This window comes from Flavobacterium sp. (genome assembly GCF_046296355.1).
Classification (GTDB): Bacteria; Bacteroidota; Bacteroidia; order Flavobacteriales; family Flavobacteriaceae; genus Flavobacterium.
In genome coordinates this window covers 20664-38734 of sequence record NZ_JBKBLM010000013.1, presented here as the reverse complement: position 1 = coordinate 38734, position 18071 = coordinate 20664, and the positions used below count along the sequence as shown (strand labels likewise).

Annotated in this window: 13 protein-coding genes; 8 read left to right on the top strand and 5 right to left on the bottom strand. The window is 36.4% G+C overall.

Going from position 1 to position 18071, the window contains the following annotated elements; translation table 11 throughout:
* The first annotated feature begins 1 nt into the window (after position 1).
* The 8 genes from ACK4HO_RS07165 to lpdA all read left to right on the top strand — a co-directional run bounded on the left by ACK4HO_RS07165 (position 2) and on the right by lpdA (position 8730).
* Positions 2-1759 (top strand): ABC transporter ATP-binding protein, encoded by a 1758-nt coding sequence (locus ACK4HO_RS07165; RefSeq protein WP_409664391.1) that lies wholly within the window; start codon positions 2-4, stop codon positions 1757-1759.
* Positions 1760-1766: 7 nt separating this feature from the next.
* Positions 1767-3488, top strand: a complete 1722-nt coding sequence (locus ACK4HO_RS07160) for an HAD-IIIC family phosphatase (RefSeq protein WP_409664389.1) — start codon at positions 1767-1769, stop codon at positions 3486-3488.
* A 4-nt stretch (positions 3489-3492) separates the two neighbouring features.
* A complete protein-coding gene (locus tag ACK4HO_RS07155; protein WP_409664387.1) occupies positions 3493-3735 on the top strand; it encodes an acyl carrier protein in 243 nt (80 codons plus the stop codon).
* The gene (locus ACK4HO_RS07150) at positions 3735-4127 is read left to right on the top strand and encodes a MaoC/PaaZ C-terminal domain-containing protein (RefSeq protein WP_409664386.1); all 393 of its coding nucleotides are present in this window, start codon (positions 3735-3737) and stop codon (positions 4125-4127) included. The genes ACK4HO_RS07155 and ACK4HO_RS07150 overlap by 1 nt, the downstream gene beginning before the upstream one ends.
* Positions 4124-4846: an SDR family NAD(P)-dependent oxidoreductase gene (locus ACK4HO_RS07145; protein WP_409664384.1), complete on the top strand. Its 723-nt coding sequence runs from the start codon at positions 4124-4126 to the stop codon at positions 4844-4846. The genes ACK4HO_RS07150 and ACK4HO_RS07145 overlap by 4 nt, the downstream gene beginning before the upstream one ends.
* A gap of 8 nt (positions 4847-4854) precedes the next feature.
* Positions 4855-6306, top strand: a complete 1452-nt coding sequence (locus ACK4HO_RS07140) for an MBOAT family O-acyltransferase (RefSeq protein ID WP_409664383.1) — start codon at positions 4855-4857, stop codon at positions 6304-6306.
* On the top strand, positions 6307-7248 hold the full coding sequence (locus tag ACK4HO_RS07135; RefSeq protein ID WP_409664381.1) for a hypothetical protein: 942 nt from the start codon (positions 6307-6309) through the stop codon (positions 7246-7248).
* Between the two features lie 93 nt (positions 7249-7341).
* Positions 7342-8730, top strand: a complete 1389-nt coding sequence (gene lpdA, locus ACK4HO_RS07130; RefSeq protein WP_291131945.1) for a dihydrolipoyl dehydrogenase — start codon at positions 7342-7344, stop codon at positions 8728-8730.
* A 64-nt stretch (positions 8731-8794) separates the two neighbouring features.
* On the opposite strand, the gene ACK4HO_RS07125 is transcribed toward lpdA, so the two are convergent.
* From ACK4HO_RS07125 to ACK4HO_RS07105, 5 genes are all read right to left on the bottom strand, one after another.
* Positions 8795-10123 (bottom strand): tetratricopeptide repeat protein, encoded by a 1329-nt coding sequence (locus tag ACK4HO_RS07125; protein ID WP_409664379.1) that lies wholly within the window; start codon positions 10121-10123, stop codon positions 8795-8797.
* 16 nt (positions 10124-10139) lie between these two features.
* Positions 10140-12710 carry a DNA gyrase subunit A gene (gene gyrA / locus ACK4HO_RS07120; protein WP_409664377.1) on the bottom strand — a complete coding sequence of 857 codons (2571 nt, stop codon included), beginning with the start codon at positions 12708-12710 and terminating at the stop codon, positions 10140-10142.
* 236 nt (positions 12711-12946) lie between these two features.
* Complete coding sequence (locus ACK4HO_RS07115; RefSeq protein ID WP_409664376.1) at positions 12947-16270, bottom strand: T9SS type A sorting domain-containing protein; 3324 nt, start codon at positions 16268-16270, stop codon at positions 12947-12949.
* A gap of 78 nt (positions 16271-16348) precedes the next feature.
* Positions 16349-16957: a hypothetical protein gene (locus tag ACK4HO_RS07110; RefSeq protein ID WP_409664374.1), complete on the bottom strand. Its 609-nt coding sequence runs from the start codon at positions 16955-16957 to the stop codon at positions 16349-16351.
* Between the two features lie 64 nt (positions 16958-17021).
* The gene (locus ACK4HO_RS07105; protein WP_409664372.1) at positions 17022-17714 is read right to left on the bottom strand and encodes an outer membrane beta-barrel protein; all 693 of its coding nucleotides are present in this window, start codon (positions 17712-17714) and stop codon (positions 17022-17024) included.
* Between the last annotated feature and the right edge of the window lie 357 nt (positions 17715-18071).

Sequence of the window (18071 nt, the reverse complement as noted above, 5' to 3'; positions counted from 1 at the left end):
TATGCAGGCAAAAGCATTCGACACTAACTTATTCAAACGCATTTTAAAATACACCAAACCTTATAAAGCAAGGTATTACGGGGTGATTTTGTTTGCCGTTTCGCTTTCGGTATTTGCCGCACTTCGTCCTTATTTGTTAAAGCAAACCGTAGACGAATACATCAAACCCAAAGACGAACACGGATTGTTGTTTTATGTCACCATCATGGGCATTGTATTGCTCTTGGAAACTTTGTCCCAATTCTATTTTGTCTATTGGGCCAATTGGCTCGGACAAGACATCATCAAAGACATCCGTACCAAATTATTCAAGCACATGCTGAGCTTCAGAATGAAGTATTTTGACCATGCGCCTGTTGGGCAATTGGTAACACGTTCGGTTTCTGATATTGAACAAATCGCCCGTATTTTCAGCCAAGGTTTATTCATGATTATCAGTGATTTACTAAAAATGATTGTGGTGTTATTTTTTATGTTCTATATGAACTGGCGCCTGACTTGGATAGTAATTTTGGCCATGCCGATTTTGGTTTACGTCACCCGAATCTTCCAGCGAAAAATGCAAGTGGCTTTTGAAGAAGTGCGAAATCAGGTAGCCAATATGAATACGTTTGTACAAGAACGCGTGACAGGTATGAAAATAGTACAGCTTTTTAACCGTGAGCAAATTGAGTACGAAAAATTCAAAGAAATCAACCAAAAACACAACAAGGCTTGGATAAAAACCATATTATACAACTCCATCTTCTTCCCTATCGCCGATATTATTTCGTCGCTAACCTTAGGCGCTGTAGTGCTTTACGGTGGTTTTCATATTTTAGATGGGGATAAATTCACCACGTTTGGCGATTTGTTTTCTTACACGATGTTTATCGGAATGTTATTCAACCCTTTGCGTCAAATTGCGGATAAATTCAACGAGATGCAAATGGGCATGATTGCCGCCAATCGCGTTTTTGATATTTTAGATACCGACAAAGATGTGCAGGAAGACGGAACAGTAATTGCCAATCACTTCAAAGGCAATATCCGTTTTGAAAATGTACGCTTTGGTTACAACGACAAAGAAGAAGTCTTAAAAGGCATCAATCTCAATGTAAAAGCAGGCGAAACCATTGCTATTGTTGGAGCAACCGGTGCCGGAAAATCAACCATCATCAACTTATTGAATCGTTTTTACGAAATCAATTCGGGGACAATTTATGTGGATGACCAAAACATTAATGATTTCGAATTGGAAAGTTTACGCCAACAAATTGCCATCGTTTTACAAGATGTTTTCCTTTTTGCCGATACCATTCACAACAATATAACACTCAACAACCCAAATATTTCTCGAGAAGAAGTCATTGAAGCTGCTAAGAAAATTGGCGTACACAAATTCATCAAAACGCTTCCCGGCGGTTATGATTATGACGTGAAAGAACGCGGTGTGATGTTGTCTTCGGGCCAACGCCAATTGATTGCTTTCCTTAGAGCTTATGTTAGTAATCCGAGTATTTTGATTTTGGATGAAGCGACTTCTTCTATTGATACTTACAGCGAAGAATTAATCCAAAAAGCCACCGAAAAAATCACGCAAGGCCGAACTTCAATCATTATTGCACACCGATTGGCAACGATTATGAATGCGGATAAAATCATTGTGATGGATAAAGGCCAAATTGTTGAAGAAGGCACTCACCAAGAATTGGTTACCAAAGAAAAAGGATACTATAAAAATTTATACGACTCACAGTTTGCCACCGAAATGGACTAAATAAACCATGAAGACATTCCAACAGCTGAAAAAAAACCTGAAACAGGATTTCTCTACGCTAAAAACCATCAAGTTGGCGGTTTTAGGTGATACTGCCACTCAGTTTTTAACACAAGCCATAAGAGGTTTGGGCTATGACAAAGGCTTTGATATCCAAATTTGGGAAGCCGATTTTGATCAGATTGAACTTCAAATCAGCGACAGTGAATCGGAATTGTATGAATTCAAACCCGAATTGGTTTTGATCTTTCAATCTTCGCATAAATTATTAGCCAAATACAATAAGTTAAAACCGGAAGCTCATTCCTCATTGGCTTTGCAAGAGTTAGAGTCGGTTGACTTTATGATTTCCACCCTAACCTCACAGTTGGATTGCAAAATCATTTATTACAATTATACCGAAATTGACGATGCTGTTTTTGGGAATTATGCGTTGAAAACCGAATCTTCTTTCCTGTTCCAATTGCGGAAGTTAAACTTTGAGTTGATGTCGTTTGCCACAAAAGACCCGAATTTGTATTTGTGTGACTTGTCTTCGATACAGAACCAAATTGGGAAAAGCAACTTCTTTCAAAGCTCGATTTATGTCAACACCGAAATGGTTTTAAGCTTAGATGCCCTACCATTCGTAGCTTCTCGTACTTTAGACATTATTGAATCACTCCACGGCAAGTTCAAAAAATGTGTGATTTTAGATTTAGACAATACCACTTGGGGCGGAATAATTGGTGATGACGGCATTGAAAATATACAAATCGGAAGTTTGGGTATTGGCAAAGCGTTTTCGGAATTTCAATATTGGATAAAAAAATTAAAAAATCGCGGGATTATTGTCGCCGTTTGCAGCAAGAATACCGAATCGGTTGCCAAAGAACCATTTGAAAAACATCCTGATATGGTTTTAAGACTGGAAGATATTTCGGTTTTTGTGGCCAATTGGGAAAACAAAGCCGATAACATTCGCCACATCCAAAGCATTCTGAATATCGGATTTGACAGTATGGTTTTTTTGGATGACAATCCGTTTGAACGCAACATCGTTCGCGAATATTTACCCGAAGTCACTGTACCCGAAATGCCCGAAGATCCGGCAGAATATTTGGAGTATTTATACACTTTGAATCTGTTTGAAACGGTTTCCTTTTCTGAAGAAGATTCGGAGCGCACCAAAATGTACCAAATTGAAGCCCAAAGAGCGAAAGTCCAAAAAAAATTCACCAACGAAGAAGACTTTCTGCAAAGCTTAAATATGGTTTCATTAGTGGAACCTTTCAATAAATTCAACCAACCGCGAGTAGCCCAATTATCACAGCGTTCAAACCAATTCAACTTGAGAACTGTTCGTTATACGGATGCGGATATTGAAAAAATTGGCGCTTCGGTTAACCATTTTACTTTTACCTTTACGTTAGAAGATAAATTTGGCGACAACGGTTTGATTTGCGTGATTATTTTGAAAAAAGAAAACGAGCAAACTGCTTTTATCGACACTTGGTTTATGAGTTGCCGTGTACTAAAGCGCAGTATGGAGAATTTTGTGTTGAACACGATTGTTGATTTTTGTAACCAAAAAGGTTTCGAAACACTCAAAGGCGAATACCTTCCGACGGCTAAAAACGATATGGTCGTGAACCATTATGCTAATTTAGGCTTTGAACAAGCTAATGAATTTTGGACCTTAAAAGTGACTGATTATATTCCGAAAAAAACTTATATTTCGAAAAAATAAAAACATGGACAGACCAACCATTTTAAAAGAAGTAACCGATGTATTTATCGATGTATTAGACAATGAAGACATTGTTTTAACCTACGAAACTCAAGCGACTGATATTGACGATTGGGATTCTTTGAACCATATTCAATTGGTGGTTGGGATTGAAAAACACTTCAAAATCAGGTTTACTTCCAAAGAAATTCAGAGCTGGAAAAATGTGGGCGAAATGATTACTTGCATCCAAGAAAAAGGAATTTAATGTTTAAAATTGAGGACACCTTTACCGAGCGTTTTAACGTTACCGATGAAATTTATCATGGGTTCATCACTTTGTTTAAAGACCAAAATCCATTGCATACCGACGCGACATTTGCTGCCGATAAAGGTTTCAAAGCCGAAGTGATGCACGGGAATATTTTAAACGGTTTCCTCTCCTATTTTATTGGCGAAGGTTTGCCAACCAAAAATGTGATTATTCATTCACAGGAAATTCAATATAAAAATCCGGTTTATCTCAACGACTCGCTTGAATTTAAAGCTAAAGTTGTTGGTTTCTACGAATCGGTAAATGTTGTGGAATTCAAATTTGATTTCAAAAATTCGGAAGCCAAAGTCGTGGCGAAAGGTAAAATTCAAATCGGTTTGCTATGAAAATACTACTCACAGGTGGCGCATCCGGTTTGGGCGAATCCATTACCCGAACTTTAGCAAAAGACGATAACAATACGGTTTACTTCACGTTCAGCCAATCTTTGGCGAAAGCCCAACAATTGGAAGCTGAATTCCAAAATACAATCGCCATCGCTTGTGATTTTGCAGATGAAAAAGCAGTTGAAACTTTGGCCCAAAAAATCACCGAACTCGACTTGGATGTAATCGTTCACAACGCGTATTCAGGTGATTATTTAAAAACTCATTTTCATAAAATAGAAACTACCGATTTCTTGACTGATTTTAAAGTCAATGTCCTACCGGTTGTAACTTTAACCCAAGCAGCAATCAACAGTTTCCGAAAGAAAAAAAGCGGCAAAATCATCACGGTTTTGACTTCCGCTTTGGTGGATGTTCCGCCGGTTGGTTCGGCAGTTTATACATCGAACAAAGCTTATTTGGCTAAACTAACGCAAGTTTGGGCCAATGAAAATGCGAAGTTCAACATTACTTCCAACTCGGTTTCTCCTGCTTTTATGGAAACCGCGATGACTTCGGCAACCGACGAACGCGTCAAAGAACAAATGATTGAAAGCAATCCGGCAAAGCGATTATTGACAACGGAAGAAGTTGCGGTAGCGATTGCTTTTTTGGTTACTGATTCGTCCCAAATCAACGGAAAAGATTTTGTGATTAACGCCGGCGATACCCTAAAATAAGAAAGCTTATGGTTTTTAATTCTATTCCATTCGTTATATTTTTTACGGCATTCTTTCTGCTTTATTGGCTCGTGGTGAATAGAAATCTAAAAGCCCAGAACCTACTTTTATTACTCGGAAGTTACTTCTTCTACGCTTGGACCGATTGGCGTTTGTTGGCTTTTTTGATTGGCGTTTCGGGGTTGAACTACTCATTGGGACTCAAAATAGAAAGCGCCGTTAATGAGAAAACCAAGCGCATTTTTCTTTACATAGGAGTACTACAAGGCATTGGCGGTTTATTATTTTTCAAATACTATAACTTTTTTGTCAGTTCGTTCAATGAGGCTTTTCAATCAATTGGGATTTCGCTTGGTTTAAATACTTTGAAACTGATTGTTCCTTTGGGGATAAGCTTTTTCACATTCAGAACAATCAGTTATTTATTGGATATAGATAAAGGAAAAGCCGAAGCTTCTAAGGATTGGCTGGTGTTTTTTAACTACGTCGCGTTCTTTCCTTCAATCCTTTCCGGACCAATTGATAAAGCCAAAACCTTTATTCCGCAACTGGAAATCCGAAGAGCATTTAATTATCACAATGCGGTCGATGGCTTGCGTCAAATACTTTGGGGTTTGTTTAAAAAAGTGGTGATTGCCAATAATTGTGCGGTCATTACCAACGATGTTTTCACCAACTATCAAAACCTTCCGGCGAGTTCGCTCGTGATTGGGATGTTTTTGTACACCATTCAAATCTATGCCGATTTTTCGGGTTATTCCGATATGGCGATTGGTGTCGCGCGCTTGCTTGGGTTTAAGATTACTAAGAATTTCGACTTTCCTTTTTTCGCCCAAAACATAGCCGATTTTTGGAGAAGATGGCACATTTCTTTAACGAGTTGGCTCACCGAATATGTATTTACACCGTTGAGTATTTACTTCAGAGATTATGCTAATAACGGTTTAATACTCGCGATTGTTATCAATTTCACGCTTATCGGAATTTGGCACGGCGCGAATTGGACCTATATCCTATTCGGGTTTCTTAACGGTATTTATTACATTCCGCTGATTTTGAAAGGAACGATGAACAAGAAGAAAAAGTTAGCCCAAACCGGTTTTAAGGAAATAGTCAATATGGTAAAAACTTTTACTTTGGTAATGCTGACTTTCGTGATTTTTAAAGCAACCAGTATTACCGAGGCGTTTGATTTTTATAAGCATTTAGGTTCTAAATCATTGTTGCAATTGCCGATCTTGAATGGGGTTTCTTTACTTTACTTTGGTTCGATTTTAGGCTATATCCTTTTGATGTTTATGATGGAATGGAACGCCAAAACGAATGAGCATGCGCTGGAATACTTTGGCACAAACCAACCCAAAATAGTCCGTTGGTTAGGCTATTGTTTGCTCATTGTTGTGATTTATTATTTTTCGAGTGCGGTTTCGAATCAGGATTTTATTTATCTGCAATTTTAAATGAAACAGTTTTTTAAAAATACAGCCTTGTTTGCGTTGCTCTTGATAGGAATCTTATTCCTTATTCAAATCGCTGTTTCTTTTAGAATCAAAGGTAAAACGGTTACGGGTTATGATACTTTGGAACAAACTTCAAACGTCAATGCCGATTTGGTTTTTATGGGAAGTTCGAGATGTTGGGCGCATTTTGACCCGCAATTTTTCGAAGACAATTATCTTTTAAAATCGGTTAATATTGGGATGAATGGGCATTCCGACTTGATGGCATCGACTTTGAGATTGCAAAATTATTTGGCCAAAAACAAAGCGCCTAAGTTTGTGTTGCTCAATATTGATCCGTTTATCAGTGCGGGAAGTTTGGAGCACAACACCAAAATGGTCAACAAAAACGACTATGCCCGATTTGCATTTTTCCCCAAAGAAGAAGACCAACCCTTTATGGATTATTTCCAGTTCGATGCGGCCGAACGCTATTTACCGCTATATGCTTTGTTCAAATACCAAATGTTTATCGATTGTGTGACTTTGAATAAATCCGATGCTTTTCCGAAAGGTTTTGAGCTGAATGATGAGCAATGGGATACTATAAAATACCCGATTTCGGATATCAATAAAAAGTATTTTTTTAAGCCGAAAGACATGCCAAGTATTACCAAAGCTTTGAAAGAATTGAATGATTTGTGTCGAAAAAACAACATTCGTTTGATTGCCATTGAAACACCGGTTTACCAAATCACTTATGATTCCATTGCCTTTGAAAGACCGAAAACAATTTGTCAAAAGCTTGACATTCCTTTTATTGACGCTAATTATGAATCCATCCGAAATAGAACCGACTATTTTTACAATGCCATTCACCTCAATAAAAAAGGAGTTGAAGAAATGAATAAACGTCTCAAGAATGAAAAAGAATTGAATACAATTCTCAAAATAAATCCATAAATTCGCAGTCTTAAATAATTATAGAAATTATACAGGAATGACACGAGCGACAGCGACTGCATTTTTCACATATAACAAATAAACACTCGAAAAATGAAATACGATATTATTGTTTTAGGAAGTGGTCCGGGCGGTTATGTTACGGCAATCCGCGCGTCACAATTAGGCTTTAAAGTAGCCGTAATTGAAAAAGAAAACCTTGGAGGCATTTGCTTGAATTGGGGTTGTATTCCAACGAAAGCACTTTTAAAATCAGCTCAGGTTTTTGATTACCTAAAACATGCTTCAGATTACGGTTTGACCGTAAAAGAATTTGACAAAGATTTCAATGCTGTTATCGCCCGTTCTCGTGGCGTAGCTGACGGCATGAGCAAAGGCGTTCAATTCTTGATGAAAAAAAATAAAATCGACGTTATAGATGGTTTCGGAAAAGTAAAACCAGGAAAAAAAGTTGACGTAACTGCTGCAGACGGAAAAGTAACGGAATATACTGCTGACCATATTATCATTGCTACCGGCGCTCGTTCAAGAGAATTACCGAATTTACCGCAAGATGGTGTAAAAGTAATTGGTTACAGACAAGCGATGACTTTACCAACTCAGCCTAAGAAAATGATTGTGGTTGGTTCAGGCGCGATTGGTGTTGAGTTTGCTCATTTCTATAATTCAATGGGAACTGAAGTAACTATTGTTGAGTTTATGCCGAATGTAGTTCCGGTAGAAGACGAAGACATTTCTAAACAATTTGAGCGTTCGTTGAAAAAATCGGGCATCACAGTAATGACTAATTCCTCAGTAGAAAGAATTGATACTACCGGAAAAGGCGTAAAAGCTTTTGTAAAAACCGCTAAAGGCGAAGAAGTTTTAGAAGCCGATATTTTGCTTTCGGCTGTGGGTATCAAAACCAACATTGAAAACATAGGCTTAGAAGAAACCGGTATCAAAACCGATAAAGATAAAATTTTAGTAAACGATTTTTACCAAACCAATGTTCCGGGTTACTACGCTATTGGTGATGTAACACCAGGTCAAGCTTTGGCTCACGTAGCTTCAGCAGAAGGAATCCTTTGTGTGGAAAAAATCAAAGGTTTACATGTTGAGCCTTTAGATTACGGCAACATTCCGGGTTGTACTTATGCAACACCTGAGATTGCTTCTGTTGGGATGACTGAAAAACAAGCCAAAGAAAAAGGATACGAATTAAAAATTGGGAAATTCCCGTTCACAGCTTCAGGAAAAGCCAAAGCCGCCGGAACTCCGGATGGATTTGTAAAAGTGATATTTGATGCCAAATACGGCGAATGGTTAGGTTGTCACATGATTGGTGCCGGTGTTACCGATATGATTGCGGAAGCGGTTGTAGCGCGTAAACTGGAAACCACAGGACACGAAATCTTAAAAGCGGTACATCCTCACCCAACGATGAGTGAAGCGGTGATGGAAGCAGTAGCTGATGCATACGGAGAAGTGATTCATTTGTAATTCAGAATAATAAATCATAAAAAAACCATCCGATTTGGATGGTTTTTTTATTTTGATACGGTAGTTAGTTTTTTGCTTTCAAGGCTTTGTACTTTTCTGTCATTTCAAGTGCATTATAAACACTCATCAAAGTTTTTTTGGCGCCGTCGTTATTTGGTTCTAATTCGTAAGCTTTTTCTAAATAAGGTAATATCGCTCTAAAGTTTTTTTCTCTTTCTGCTTTTAAAACCTCGTAACGTTTATTGTCTTTATCAGAAGTTCCTAATTTGTTCATTTCGTTAACAAACTTTTCGTCTGCTCTCAATTTTAATTCGGCTAAATTTAAATTCGCATTAAAATAGTTTGGATTGATTTCTAACGCTTTTTTATAATACTTCTCAGCGTCTTCAATCTTATTAGCATTAGCAGAAATAACACCTAGATTGTATACTAAATCAACATTATTTGGATCATTAGCTAAGGCTTGATTTACCAATTTAGTGTAAGTATCGAAATCATTAACTTTCAAATACAAATCGGCTTCCGTTAAAATAAGTGATGAATCCTCAGGATTGGCATTACGAGCTTCAGTCACAGCAGCTTTTGCCTCCTCTATTTTTCCCTTTTCCACCAATATCAAAGCGATGTTTTTATAAATCTCACCTCTTTTAGAAGTGGTTTTTTCATCTCTTGGCTTTTCGTGAGTCCCGGATTTAATAAACAATTCTCGTTCAACTTTAGTGTTGAAAGTTTCCTCTTGTTTTGAAGCTTTATTGTAAGCCCAAAAAATAGTAGTTTCGCCCGTGTAATTTAATTTCTTTAACTCATAGTAATAAACTAAAGCATTATCATAATCTAAGGCATTAACTGCAAAACTGGCGGCATAAAACAATTTATCGGGATCGTTTTTATCCATTTGATATGCCGAATACAATACACTACCGGCTTCTTTAAACTTTTTCTCTTCTCCAAGACCAACGGCATAATTAACCAAAAATGGTTTTAATTGAACTATGCCATCGTCAATAGCTTTTGACAAAAGTGCTTTTCCAGAAGTTTTTTCAAACTCTTTTACACTGTTCATACTTGCAGTTAACTTGGCAATATTTTCAATGGTAAAATAGTTAAAAACAAGTTTGGCGTTTCCGGCATTCTCCGGTTTTGTGTAAGCCTGTTTCATTTCTAGGAAAGGCACAGTCGATTTATAATAATCTAAATAAACCTTATCTGATTCTGTTGCGTTTGCAATAAGCGGCTCAGCTTTTACTAAAGTGCCTTTAAAATCAACTATATCCTTATCGGTATAGACTTGTTTATCATAAATTTTCTTCAAGGCTTTCAGCTCGTCTTTTTGAGCGAAAGTTGAAACAGAAACTAGTATTGTTGAAGCCAATACAATGTGTTTAATTTTCATGTGGTATTATTTTAAATTATTCTTGAGTTTCTTCTGTAGTGTCTTCCGAAGTTTCATCTGCATCGGTAACATCAGTGATGTCATCGTTACCTTCTATTTCTCCTTCTACTTCTTCTACTTCGTCTTCTTTCATTACTTTGGTGACCGCTGCAATCGAATCGTTTCCTTTGATATTAATCAAACGAACCCCTTGTGTAGCTCTTCCCATTACTCTCAAATCAGACACTTCCATACGAATGGTTAATCCCGATTTGTTGATGATCATCAAATCGTCTTCATCCGTTACAGCATTAATCGAAATCAACGCTCCGGTTTTTTCAGTGATGTTTAGGGTTTTTACTCCTTTACCACCTCTGTTGGTGATACGGTAAACATCTTCTCCGTCTTCATCGACCAATTTTGTTCTTTTTCCATAACCGTTTTCGGTAACGACTAACAACTGTGTATCATTGATATCATCCTTGTTAACAGAAACCATACCAATCACCTCATCTTTGTCATCGGCTAACGTAATTCCGCGTACTCCGGAAGCTGTTCTTCCCATTGGACGGGTTTTTCCTTCTTCGAAACGAACCAACTTTCCGGATTTAACAGCCACTAAAACTTGGCTTTCTCCGTTGGTTAATTTAGCTTCTAATAATTCGTCATCTTCTCTAATGGTAATCGCATTAATACCATTTTGACGCGGACGTGAGTATTGTTCCAATGGCGTTTTCTTCACTTGACCTTGCTTGGTTGCCATGATTACATAATGACTGTTGATGTACTCTTCGTCTTTCAAGTCTTGCGTACAAATGAAAGCTTTTACTTTATCATCGCTTTCGATGTTGATTAAGTTTTGAATCGCACGGCCTTTGCTGGTTTTACTTCCTTCCGGAATTTCGTAAACACGCATCCAGAAACATTTTCCTTTTTGGGTAAAGAACAATAAATATTGGTGATTCGTAGCGACGAATAAATGCTCTAAGAAATCTTGGTCGCGAGTTCCGGCACTTTTTTGGCCAACGCCACCTCTGTTTTGAGTTTTGTATTCTGATAAATTGGTTCGTTTGATATAACCTGCGTGAGAAATCGTGATTACCACATTTTCATCGGCAATTAAATCTTCGATACTTACATCGCCTCCACTGTATTCAATAGTTGAACGACGTTCGTCACCATATTTATCTCTGATTTCGATTAATTCGTCTTTGATCAATTGCATTCTCAATTCTTTGCTTGCCAATAAATCTTTCAAGTGTTGAATTAACTTCATGATTTCTTCGTATTCCGCTCTTAACTTGTCTTGTTCCAGACCGGTTAATTGACGCAAACGCATTTCAACAATGGCACGAGCTTGAATTTCAGAAAGGGTAAAGCGTTCAATCAATTTGGTACGAGCTTCATCACCGTCTTTTGACGAACGAATCAAAGCAATTACTTCATCAATATTATCCGAAGCAATAATTAAACCTTCTAAGATGTGAGCTCTTTCTTCTGCTTTGCGCAATTCGAATTGGGTTCTTCTTACGACAACATCATGACGGTGTTCTACGAAATAGTGAATCAAATCTTTTACGTTCAACATTTGCGGTCTTCCGTTTACCAACGCAATGTTGTTAACACTAAAAGAAGACTGTAATGCCGTAAATTTGTAAAGGGTATTCAAAACCACATTCGGCACTGCATCGCGTTTCAATTCATAAACGATGCGCATTCCGTTTCTATCCGATTCGTCACGGATATTTGAAATCCCTTCGATTTTCTTTTCGTTAATTAAATCGGCAGTTTTTTTAATCATTTCTGCCTTGTTGACTTGGTACGGAATTTCGGAAACGATAATCGCTTCTCTTCCATTCGACTCCTCAAAAGCCACTTTGGCACGAATCACAATTCGACCACGTCCGGTTTTGAAAGCTTCGCGAACACCTTCGTAGCCATAAATCACACCTCCGGTTGGAAAGTCCGGTGCTTTGATATGGGTGATTAATTCGTCAATCTCAATATCATTGTTATCGATGTAGGCTAATGTTCCGTCAACCACTTCAGTTAAGTTATGTGGCGGCATGTTGGTTGCCATACCAACTGCAATTCCCGAAGCTCCGTTTATCAATAGATTCGGCACTCTGGTTGGCATTACTTTTGGCTCATACAATGTATCGTCAAAGTTCAATTGGAAATCTACTGTTTCTTTGTCGATATCTGCCATAATGTCCTCAGACATTTTCTTCATTCTGGCCTCAGTGTAACGCATCGCTGCCGGACTATCGCCATCGACAGAACCAAAGTTACCTTGACCGTCAATTAATAAATAACGCAAACTCCATTCCTGCGCCATACGAACCATGGCATCATAAACGGAAGTATCGCCGTGCGGGTGATATTTACCCAAAACTTCTCCAACAATTCTTGCGGATTTTTTGTGCGCTCTGTTTGAAAAAACGCCTAAATCATACATTCCATATAACACTCTTCGGTGTACCGGTTTTAAACCGTCACGCACGTCAGGTAGCGCTCTTGAGACAATTACAGACATCGAATAATCGATGTAAGCTGATTTCATTTCATCTTCGATGTTAATAGGAATTAACTTTTCTCCGTCAGACATATTTTATAAATTATTAATAAAAAATTAGTTTAGATTCAAAACGTGCTAATATAGAATATTTATAGCTTTTGTGGCTATTTTTAGTCCACAAATTTCAATGATTTATTAACAAAACGGAGGTTTTTTAACAAACATAACTTTTGAGTATTTTTACAAAATCTATGATTATAAAAATAAAAAAAACCGTCTCGTTTAATGGATACGAGACGGAATTAAAATCATCCTTTTTTTAATTTTTAAGGAACTGCTATCTGATGGCTTTCAGGAACACCATTTATGAATATTTTCAGAACATAAATTCCTGTATTCAAACTACTAACAGAGAAAGTAGCTTGGTTATTATTAATACTGATTTCACCTTTTGAATACCCCATCAAATCAAAAAGTTCTCCGGTAATAATATCTGTTGAGTTTGGAATAACTCCAGGGTTTTCTAAATCAACAGTTACTATGTCTGATGATGGATTAGGAAACACCTTATACATTGCTTGTCTTTCTGCCGACGGGCTAATGTTAAATGTTAAATATTCCCATCTTCCCCAACCACAGCCACTATTTCGAGCTCTAACTCTTACGCCGGTTGGACCATAATTTAATAATTTTAAAATACAATTATTGCGAATACTTGGGTGACGTATTTCAACTTTTGAGTTGATTACTTCCCATTGCCAATTACTTTGATCTGCTGCCTCTGTGCTTGACATTCCATCAAAATGAGCAGTTATTCTATCGTCAACGTTATTTCGTGGTACGTTAGCATAAACTTGCCCTGAACAAAAATCAAGACCGCCTACGGTATTACAGGTAAAATGATTTAAACTTGGTCCACCTGCATGAAGGTATATTGTTGATTGAATACCATTTCCAAAAGTGGCTGTTATTGATGCTTCATCATCGCTAACACCTGTTACAGTGATATTATTAGGGTTTTGAGAATTGACAATAACATTACTTGTAGTCCAGGTAGCACCCGATGGTAATCTGCATAAATCATCTCCATTATCTAGAGAATAAGTTTTTGTTTGTCCAATGCATAATTCATCGGAACCAATAATAACATCATCTAACGAAATTGGATACACCGGCAATTGAGGATTACCGGCAAGTTCTTCAAGCAACCAATCTACACTTTCTTTAGTAAAAGAGGTATGCTGTGTATTTTTTGAACCACCAAAATAACTATCAAAAGGGGTTTCATTTGCGCATACCAGATTATACTCCAAAGGATTTGCCCAGCTTTGATTTGGGTTAAGATGTGCTAAGGCAGAAAAAGTAGGTATAAAGGAATGGATTGGGTTGAATTCGCGTAAAGACCATTTACTTCCTCCTAACACTTGACTTAATGAAAATAAAAAATTTGTTATGCTTATATCATTCATAATAGATGTACCAGGAACAGGATTTGTTGCTAGAGTTGGATCAGCAATTAGTTGTTGGGCTCCATAAAATCCACCGGGTACATTATCCATAACACCACGGGGATTTAAATTTGTTGCAATAGTAGTTTTATCATCTAACAGTTTTTTAAATCTACAAACTCTACCTGTTGAACCTGTTGAAGGCATAAATTGACTTTCTAAAGAAGCAATATGTATATACCAAGTGATTGAACCTAATCCTAAATTAATTCTAACCCTTTGAAATCCTCTAATATTAAGTACTCTTTCACCATCTTGTGCAAACTTTATTTCATCACCATTAGAACCAATTATTGGTTGACCATTTAATCCATTTACTTCTTTAGAACCTGATAAAGAACCGTTTACAACTGAAATTTTTCTTAAACTCATTGGCCATCCACTTGAACCTGTTACACCATTACCATTTTGATTGTCATAATGCATTTTAAAATAATTATTCCCTCTATCAGATGACATACCTTGTGATGTAGTTTGTGCATTAAGAAGACTTGGTTCAGCAACGTGATAATCATATAAAAATGGTGGATTCATAGAAGGATTTGGGATAGCTCTTCTACCATGAAATTCTATTAACTGTTGTTTTGCCGCTGGTGAGTTAAGCTGTTTATTATAAAAATTTTCAGCGGCTGCATTACTAGACTTTACTAGACCCAACACTGCTTGGTCACCCAATGGAATATTAGCCCCAAGATGCGGGCTATCAACACTTACCCATAAATAGACATTATGCTGCCACACCGGCAAGGCAGTTTCTTCAAACTTTTTCTCCATAAAACTCAACGCATAGCGTGAGATTTGCCCTGCCATACTTGGTGCAATAATCGCTATTTGATTGGTACTGCCATTATTCGCTACTTGGGTTTTTACGTCCTGTATTAGTTTTACAATTGCCATGGCATTGGTCTCAATATAGTAAGCACCTCCATCTATATCCACGCTTTGACCATTGTTCAAATTAGTGGCTTGATAGTTAGGAAAGTTTACAATAATGACATCGTAACCGAGGTCTCGAAGTTCTTTTAACAATGGATTTTGAACCCCATTATCATAATAAACCATCATATCTGTTATTGATTTATGCTTAATTGGGTCAAAAACACCGGCGGTTTCATTTTTACTTGCACAAGACTCATCCATTTCACAATCGCAATCTTCAATTCTGCGGGTATCACCGGGATCAAAGCCATCGATGATGATAAGTGGTTTTTTGATCAATCTTGCTGAATTCCCATCACTATAAAATACCCTATAATTCATTTGTGCTCTTATGCGTGGATCGGAGGCATTATAACCTTGTCTGTCAATTGCAGCAAGTTGATTGTTAAAATCCTGTCTGTAATCAGTCGGACCAATAGCACCACAACTTAGGGTTTCACTTGGACTTAAATTGGTATTTCTAAAATAAATTTCTCCTCGAGTTACCATCGTTGTTCCATCGCTGTATAGAATAGTACATTTTATAGTTTTAGTGCCATTAGTTGCATAGGCAGTAGTAATTTCTTGGTCAATAAACACCCCATTTGTAACAATATTTTTTATTGTGCCTTCGCCAAAATCTACAGTTAAGTTTTTAATTTCTTTTGAACCGTTGGTATAGAAAAAGCTTTTGTTAAATCTATACACAATTTCACTACCCGAAACAGCATCTTTTAGTGGAGAAACTACTGTATTGTGCATCATATAAAACGGAACTTGATTCGGGATTTGAACAAACTTTCGTGCTATACTATCGAGTAACAATCCCCCATTAGCTGGGTTGTCTTCATGATAGTTTATAATATTGAACTGAGTGTTCAATATCCCAACATCAACTACGTTATTAGTTAACAAACCATTTTTTAAGTTGACAGTAAGTGAATCTAATGAAATGAATTTTTGACCATTGCTGGCGCGGTACATTTCAAGCATGCTTTGTCGGAAATAACTGTAATCAGCAGTGTTAGAAGAATCTTTACTGTTAAAATTGTAAAGGTCAGCAAATGGAGTAGTTCGTTCATAGATAATACCACTGGTAACAAGCGATTTATCTATATCCACTAAAAGTGAATCTAATTGTTTTGGCGCAGCAGCGTCGTCGTCTTGAGCTTTTGTATGAAAAGAAAGTGTCATACATAAAGCCAGAAAAAATAATTTTTTCATAAATTTGATTGCTTTTGGTTAATAATTTTTTGTTAATCATTGAATAGGGTTGCCTTTGCCGAGGCAACCTTATTTTTTTTATGGAAAATAGGTTTGACTTATAGTGAGACTATTTATATCAAATCTCCCGCTAGTTATTTCTATTTCATCATTTGGATTTTGAATATTTCGTACCTTACAATTAAAATTGCCCGAAATAATTGTCCTGTTTTCGTTAATACTTAAATAATTTATTTTAAATGCTCCTGAATTTTCATACGACACATATTTCTGAAAGGAATTAGTGTTTTTATCAAAAATTATACAATGTAGATAATTATGATCAAGCCCATCACTACTATTCATCCCATTTGATTCATCGATAACATAATCCCCAATACCATTTAAATAAACGTCTTCCATGTGTAATAAAAAACTAGCGGTATATTGGCTTTTATAATCTATTATTTCAAGTTCAAAATAGGCATTTGGATTTACCATTCCACTTCCCCATAATGCCGCACCCCAAAGCGGATTTACAATGTTATTATTTCCACTACGTGGCACTAAAAGTTTCCCATCAATCAAACACCCAAAAGTGTTAGCTCCTGTTTGCGTTTCCGGTGGTAAACCATCTCCCGGATTGCTGTCGTCACTGCAGGCAATGAGCAGTATTGTTGTCATAAATATTAATATTGTTTTCTTCATTCCATAATGTTTTTTGTTAATTATTAATTTTTAAATATTCATAAGTTCTCACAAGAAATGGTTGCTAAAAGAATGGTTTGTTTTTCTCACTCTCACTAAAAAAACATCTCTTATAACCAACATTTACATGCGTATTAGTTAAATATTTTCCCCCATCATTAAAAATATGCAATCCGTTTTGATTTCCTTTGTTGCCATCAACAAAATATTCAACACTAAAAAACACGGCATCTTTGTCATTGATAAAATAATTCAATCCATAACCGGTAAATAAATTATGATTATAATTAGAGAAGTTTTCAGTAATAGCTGGTGAATAATCACTGTATTCACTTTTAGTTTCTATGCTCAAAGCATATCCTAATTTGAGAAATCCCGCAAAATTTTTATAGAGTCTAACCTCCCATTTTACATCTAATGGTATGGCAATGGCTTCACCCTTGAATCTTCCAGCATTGTAGGTAGTCTTGCCGGCAAAATCAATGAAAGATACATCATCTGAAAATGAAGCACCTATTTTGTAATATTTTAGTCTACCGGAAACACTCCAATGTCTGGCAAAATAATATTCTGCTAAAAAACCTCCTTGAAAAGATGTTTTTGGTTCATTAAACTCAAAAGAACCAATAATATTATTCCCAACTTCAATTCCAAAATATACTTTGCCTTTTGGATTTATAATGCTGTCTTTTTCCTGTGCAAACAAACCCGTTGAAATAGACAATACTAAAATTACTAAGCAATTAATTTTTACCATTTTTTTTAAAAATTAAATTAATTATTAAAATTATTCTTTCAAAATTATAAAATTAAAAAATACTACTAGTCTACTTTTAGTGTACATTTTCAAAAAAAAACAGATTAAAGGTTCGGTTTGTTCCTGTACTATTAGTTTTATCAAACTAAGATATAAAAAAACAATTAAGTAAGAAAAAAATGTCTTTACTAAAAACATTGTGGTTTTAAAAAATAATAATCAACACATTTTATTAACAAAATAGCCGCTTTTTTTGGTTAATAAAATAGTAGCACGACCGCTTTTATTATTGGCTTTTTTTTTGTCAATTAGCTGACAGTACTTTTAGGCGGAATGATTTTTGTTAGAACCATTCAT